Here is a 6,321-nt window from a genome sequence, read left to right as displayed (position 1 = left end):
CATATAGGCAAATTGATGCCACTGAATGATCGAAAAGAGCCGCATCAGCAGCACTTCATGGGCAAGGGTTGCCGCCGATATGAGACCAACCGGCAGCAGGCGCCCCGCTCTCATCGGGCCCCACCTCCACGCAGCGGCACAAAGCTTACCGGCAGCAGCTGCCGGGTCGTAATGCTTCCGTCCCGCCGCTTCTCGACCAGCATGAGAAACTGGGTCGCGAAGGGACCTCCCACGGGCACGACCATCCGGCCCCCCTTGGCGAGCTGCTCAACCAGCGGCGGCGGGATGTGGCTGGCAGCGGCAGTTACCACGATGCCGTCGAAGGGCCCGTGCGCAGGCCACCCATAGTAACCGTCGTCTACCTTCACCTCGACATTGTTGAATCGGAGCTCCGCGAGGCGGGCGGCCGCCGTTTCGCCCAGTTCCGGTATGATCTCAATCGAGTATACCTTCGCTGCGAGCGGCGACAAGACGGCTGCCTGATAGCCCGAGCCAGTACCGATCTCGAGGACAGAGTCGCCAGGCCCGATGTTGATCAGGTCGGTCATCAGCGCGACGATGAAGGGCTGCGAGATGGTCTGACCGTATCCGATCGGCAGTGGCCGATCTCGATAGGCCGCGCCGCGCTGCTCCTCGGGCACGAAAAAGTGGCGCGGCACCTTCCCCATCGTCTTCAGCACGGCCGGATCGATGCCCTGGCCCTCGACCGCTGAGGGCGCTGAGCGGGCGTGCGATTTGATCGTCTCGATCATCGCTGCACGTTCGCCGGCGCGATCCTGAGCGGGCGCGGATGTCGAAACCACGGCGGCAGCGCTCGCCAGAACCGCGGCCAGTAACGCTTGGCACTGGGCTAGAGGACGCATGAACTCTCTCCCGGCTGTAACGCCGAGTATAGTGGCGGCAGCGGCAATTTTGAACAAATCTCGCTCGGGTCTCTGCCGCGCTCAAGCTTAAGACTCCAGAACAAAGCGATGGCGCTGCCGGAAAGTGGCCGCGCCTCCATAACGGCTCACTCTCATGATTTGCAGAACATTCATCCACTGAAATCAAGAAAGTTACTGTACTGGAGAGCATTGAGGAGGGAGTTGAGACCGGAGCAGGAGCGCGCTGTTGAAAGCTTACCGAAAGGTCCGCAACGAGTCGCAAAGGCGAAGTTCCTCAGCGGTGCATAAAAAGTCAGAAAACCACCCACCTGAGACGATCGGGATGGCCACCGATGCGACTGCGCCCTCGGGAGTCGACTTGCATCCGCCGCCTTGAACGGACTCGAACTGCGGACCCGTAATTATAAAATCCACCAAAGCCAGTATTTGATCTTAAGAACGAAGGCGGCGTCCTTACCATCCAGCTCATCGCGTATCCGAGGACGGCACAATATCTTAGCGAGGGCCCCGCTCCGGCCTTGATCCGCCGCAAGTGAGCGTAGGGCGTGTTCACTTCCATCGAATTCACGAAGCTGTTGAGTTTATGCTTGCATAAACAGCAAGCATCTTTATATTTGCTAGCATGAACAGCAAGCAGAGAAAGACCCTCGCGGCCGTATTCAAGGATCCGGTCTCTGGAACCATTGAATGGGCCGCCATAGAGAACCTGCTTGTGGCCGCCGGAGCGGACGTAATCGAAGGAAACGGCTCTCGCGTTAAGTTCGAAAAAAACGGCATCATTGCGAGCTTCCACAGACCCCATCCGGACAAGGAAGCAAAGCGGTATCAGGTGCGCGATGCTCGCGAGTTCCTGATGCAAATTGGAGTAACGCCATGAATACTATGACTTACAACGGGTACCACGCTCGCATCGAATTCGATGCTGAGGACGAAGTGTTTTTCGGCAAGATTGCAGGTATTTCCGATGTTATCGGCTTTCACGGCGATAGCGTCGTTGAACTTAAGAAAGCCTTCCATGAGGCAGTCGATGATTACCTCGAGACCTGCAGGAAAATAGGCAAGGAGCCTCAGAGACCCTATTCAGGTAAGATGATGTTTCGTGTCGCTCCCGAAGTCCATCGCCGAGCAGCTCTTGCTGCTGAACTTTCGGGAAAGAGCCTTAACCAATGGGCAGAAGAGGTGTTGGAAGAAGCGGCCAACCACTTTGCCGAGGCACGCCTATCGGCGTAGTGCCCGTTGCGGCCCATTATAAATCCGCAATTCGCCCTGCTGCGACTGGCCGTTCGATGAATTGGCGTTCCAGTCGATACATTATGCGATCTTCTGAGCCCGTAGGGTACATTTCTCTGTGCCGTTATCGCTTGCGATGGCGCCTCTTTGAAGAGAACCTTTATTAGATGACCGTGAAACATTCGGCGGAGTCATGTACAATGTTTGCGGGGAATTCATGTTGGGGACTAAGACATGGAGCGCAGATTATCTGCAATCCTGGCCGCCGACGTGGTCGGGTACTCCGCACTCATGGAGCAAGACGAAGCGGCGACCTTTGAACGCCTTCGGACGCGACGCACTGAGCTGTTTGAACCGGAAATTACAAGGCATCATGGGCGGGTCTTCAAGCTCATGGGTGATGGGCTCCTTGCGGAGTTCGGGAGCGTTGTCGACGCTGTCGAATGCGCCGTGTCTCTCCAGCGCGGAATGGCAGAGCGAAATGCTGCCGTCCCTGAAGAGGAAAGGTTTGACGTCCGGATCGGCATCAATATCGGAGAAGTAATCGTCGACGGCGAGGACCGGTATGGAGAAGGCGTGAACGTCGCGGCCAGGCTGGAGCAACTCGCGCGTCCAGGCGGCATCTGTGTTTCAGGAAAGGTGGCAAAGGAGGTCGAAAAAAAGCTCGCCTTTGGCTTCGACTCCGCCGGGCGGCAGAAGGTTAAGAACATCGAAGAGCCTGTCGACGTCTACCACGTGCGCATGGACGCCCCGCCACGCCGACGCATTCTGCACAAGCGCGGGAGCGCCCGACTGTGGTGGGCACTTGGCGTGCCGGCGGCCATCTTGGCGGCCGCAGTGGCGGTATGGGTGGCGCTATATAATCCGCTATCACTGCCGGCTCCTGGGGGGTCCAGTACCGTCCCGTCTGTCGCCGTGCTTCCCTTCAAGGATTTGAGTGCTGACAAGAGCCTAGGGTACTTGGGAGAAGGGCTGGCGAACGACGTCATCGCCATCCTCTCGCGGTTTTCCGACATTGCAGTCGTGTCGCGAACCTCGTCCTTTGCTTACCAAGGCCAGGAAGGCGATATCCGCCAGATCGGCAAGGAGCTGGGCGTTGGCTATGTCGTCGAAGGTAGCGTGCGCAAAGAAGGCAATAGGATCCGCATTATCGCCCAACTGATCAACGCCAACACGGGCGAGCATGTCTGGGCAGACCGCTTCGACGAGGCCGGAACCGACCCGTGGGCGCTCCAGGATGAGTTAACCGGAAAGATCGTGGGGGCGATGACGGGTGAGTTCGGCGCCATTCGCAAGGCTGATTACAGTCAGGCTTGGGGTAAGGACAGCACGAACCTCGCTGAATACGACTATTACCTGCGCGCGGAAAGCCAATTGAACCTGTATACGAAGGAAGGTCTCGAGCGATCTGGTGAGATCTCTCGACAGGGGCTGCAGGTGTTCCCTGGTTCCCCCTTGCTGACGGTGGAGCTGGGATGGTCTCACTGGCTAAAGGTTGCGCTGCTCTACAGTGCTGACCCGCAGGCTGATCTCCGGGAGGCGGATCGTCTGTCCAAGCAGGTGCTATCAGACAAGAACCTAAGCCCGCAGGTGGCAAGATTGGCACACTGGCTTTACGCATGGCTTCTGACGATCAACGGGGACCATGACGGGGCTGTCGTGGAAATGAACAAGGCGCTCGCGGCGGCACCATACAATGCCTTCACACTTACGGACGCCGGCAACATTTTCCTGTCGGCCGGTCAGCCCGAAAAGGCGCTGGAACTGACCGACGCTGCGGCAGCGCGGGATCCCGGCTTGTCATGGTTCTTTAACTACGTGCGAGGTGCGACCTTTATCGTGCTTGGCAGAAACGAAGACGCGGTTGAGGTGCTGAAGGCCGCGGAATTCGCGGACGCTCCGTTACTATTGGCTATTGCCTATATGCGTCTCGGGCGCGAAGCAGAGGCCCGAGCTGCCGTTGCGAAGATGCTCAAGGCAGCGCCGACGGCGACGATCGAGTCCTGGCGTCAGGCGTGGAATTTCAGAGATCCGACCATTCTCGATGAGGCGGCCGCCGACCTTGCGCGCGCCGGCCTTCCGAGTGGCTCTCCGCAATAGCTTCGACCCAGCTCGGCTGATTGCCTCGGCCCGGAACAGATCCAAACAGCGGACCACCCCACGGACTATGCTCGAACTCTACCAGTCGCGAATGCGCTGGTGGGAGGCCAAATCCTATGTGCGACATCTGCCTCTGACGGCGTCACGCCGCCGATTGCTCCGCTACCACCTGTTAGCCTCGCGTTGGCGCTCATCAACGGCCCGACGCATGGCCTCCTCGCGACCACATTCGTACTTCTCCATGTAGTAGCGGATGATAGACTGCCGGCGAACTTCATCCATGATGGCGAAGACGTTCCTGAATTGCCGTTCGACTGTTGATTTGCCCCCAGTTGTTCGACTCACGCCAAGGAGCTTCGACACCGTAAAGTACGCCAGCAATCCGACCAGGAGCCCAACCAACAGGCCTAGACCCGCATCCTGATTGAGCAAGGCTGTTACAGCGTTCACAATAGAGCCCAACTCGATTGTGGAGTCGTGGTCCTGCATCTACGCCACCTGCCTCGCGATTGTTTCACACGTCACACCAGGACTGCTTGAAGCCAATCCAGCGATGAGCAAGCCCCTCGTCGACGAGCTGTGCGCCGAGCGATCGGCCGAGGCGGTAGACCTCGCGCAGCTTCCGGCCGTATTTATCCTCGTCGCGCGGGCCCGCCTTGAGACCGAAGGGGCCGTTATTCAACAGGCTCTGCAGCCGATACTTGGCGCGCTGTCCGAGTTCCCGCTCCCAGGCGCATTTAGGCTCGCCGATCTCCGGCGTGTCTATGTCCGAGATCCGGTACTTGATGCCGTCTATCCAGAATGTATCGCCATCCACGACACACGTCGTCCGCGCGCCCGCTGCACAGATTGGGAAGGATGCGGTGATAGTGTCTTGCGGCGGCATGGTTGCCCAGCCATAGACCGCGCCGGAAGCAATAGCGGCCAACGGCGCAACGAACAGCAATGGCGACAAGGGTTTCCTTGCGCGCTGTGCCAGTTGCTTTTTCTGTCGCCGAAATCTTACGACGGTCCCCACCGCGTCCCCCCATTGCAGGTAGAGTAAAGCAGAAAAGCAACCATGCGTCGAGATCAGGAGAGCCGGCGCGCGCTCGCAACCTAATCGCCGATTATATCAGCGAAACCGGAACAAAGCGGAAAGTGATTCGGTTGACTCCCTGGATTTGCGAAATGCGTCAGGAGCGAAACAATGGCAGTCGCGGGGCGAGCCCAATGGAAGGGCTACATACGGTTTGGCGAAGTGACCGCGCCTGTGGCGCTTTATACCGCGACGTCGACTTCGGAGCGGATCTCCTTTCACACCGTGAACCGGGAGACCGGCAACCGGGTACGGCGCGAATTCGTCGACAGCGCGACCGGAAAGCCGGTGGAGAAGGAGGATCAGGTCAAAGGCTACGAGCTCGACAACGACAGATACGTCGTGCTCGAGCCGGAGGAAGTCGCCGCCGCGGTTCCGGAGAGCGACAAGACTTTGCGCGTCCAGGCGTTCATTGCCTGTGACGACATCGACAAGGTATTCTTCGACAGGCCCTATTACCTGACGCCCGATAAGATGGGCATCGACGCCTATGCCCTGCTGCGTGAAGGCATGCGGAAGAAGAAAGTCGCCGCAATCGCCCAGACCGTCCTGTTCCGGCGGATGCGCACCGTGCTGGTTCGCACGCACGACAAAGGATTGATCGCCACAACACTGAACTTCGACTACGAGGTTCGAAGCGCGAAAGAGGCGTTCAAGGAAATCCCGGAAATCAAGATCAAGGGCGAGATGCTCGACCTTGCCAAGCACATCATCGGCACGAAGAAGGGGACCTTCTCGGCCGACGAATTCGATGATCGGTACGAAGCGGCGCTCGCAGAACTGGTCAAGGCCAAGCTCGAAGGCAAGACCCTGCCGAAGCGCGCGCCTCCGAAGGTCTCGAAAGCCAGCGATCTGCTGGAGGCACTGCGTGAGAGCGCCGGCATCAAGGCGTCGGCTGAACCGAAAAGGCGTGCCAGCAAGGCAAGCGCGGCCAAGGGAAGATCGAAAGCAACCCGTTCGGCCGCAGCAAAGGCGAAGACAAAGACCGCGGCGAAGAGCGCACCCGCTCAGCGTCGCCGTGCAAGCTAG

At 58.9% G+C, this 6,321-nt stretch carries 7 protein-coding genes; 4 read left to right on the top strand and 3 right to left on the bottom strand.

The annotated features are described in order from the left end of the window. Positions 1–110: 110 nt before the first annotated feature. On the bottom strand, positions 111–863 hold the full coding sequence (locus QN224_RS27415) for a protein-L-isoaspartate(D-aspartate) O-methyltransferase (protein WP_283979188.1): 753 nt from the start codon (positions 861–863) through the stop codon (positions 111–113). 643 nt (positions 864–1,506) lie between these two features. Between QN224_RS27415 and QN224_RS27410 the strand changes: the two genes are divergently transcribed. The 3 genes from QN224_RS27410 (at position 1,507) to QN224_RS27400 (ending at position 4,214) form a co-directional block, all read left to right on the top strand. Beyond that, positions 1,507–1,761: a type II toxin-antitoxin system HicA family toxin gene (locus tag QN224_RS27410; protein ID WP_283979187.1), complete on the top strand. Its 255-nt coding sequence runs from the start codon at positions 1,507–1,509 to the stop codon at positions 1,759–1,761. After that, the gene (locus QN224_RS27405) at positions 1,758–2,114 is read left to right on the top strand and encodes a type II toxin-antitoxin system HicB family antitoxin (RefSeq protein WP_173514337.1); all 357 of its coding nucleotides are present in this window, start codon (positions 1,758–1,760) and stop codon (positions 2,112–2,114) included. The genes QN224_RS27410 and QN224_RS27405 overlap by 4 nt, the downstream gene beginning before the upstream one ends. Before the next feature lie 234 nt (positions 2,115–2,348). Next, entirely contained in the window at positions 2,349–4,214 is a 1,866-nt protein-coding gene (locus QN224_RS27400) for an adenylate/guanylate cyclase domain-containing protein (protein ID WP_283979186.1), read from the top strand. A gap of 162 nt (positions 4,215–4,376) precedes the next feature. Here the strand turns inward: QN224_RS27400 and QN224_RS27395 are convergent, their stop codons facing one another. Further along, positions 4,377–4,703: a hypothetical protein gene (locus QN224_RS27395; protein ID WP_283979185.1), complete on the bottom strand. Its 327-nt coding sequence runs from the start codon at positions 4,701–4,703 to the stop codon at positions 4,377–4,379. 25 nt (positions 4,704–4,728) lie between these two features. Next, positions 4,729–5,160: a thermonuclease family protein gene (locus QN224_RS27390; RefSeq protein ID WP_336621129.1), complete on the bottom strand. Its 432-nt coding sequence runs from the start codon at positions 5,158–5,160 to the stop codon at positions 4,729–4,731. 243 nt (positions 5,161–5,403) lie between these two features. Here QN224_RS27390 and QN224_RS27385 point away from each other — a divergent pair, with 243 nt between their 5' ends. After that, entirely contained in the window at positions 5,404–6,321 is a 918-nt protein-coding gene (locus tag QN224_RS27385) for a Ku protein (protein ID WP_283979183.1), read from the top strand.

The organism is Sinorhizobium sp. 7-81 (assembly GCF_030124405.1).
In the GTDB taxonomy this organism is placed as follows: Bacteria; Pseudomonadota; Alphaproteobacteria; order Rhizobiales; family Rhizobiaceae; genus Sinorhizobium; species Sinorhizobium psoraleae.
This window is presented reverse-complemented; position numbering and strand designations above follow the sequence as displayed.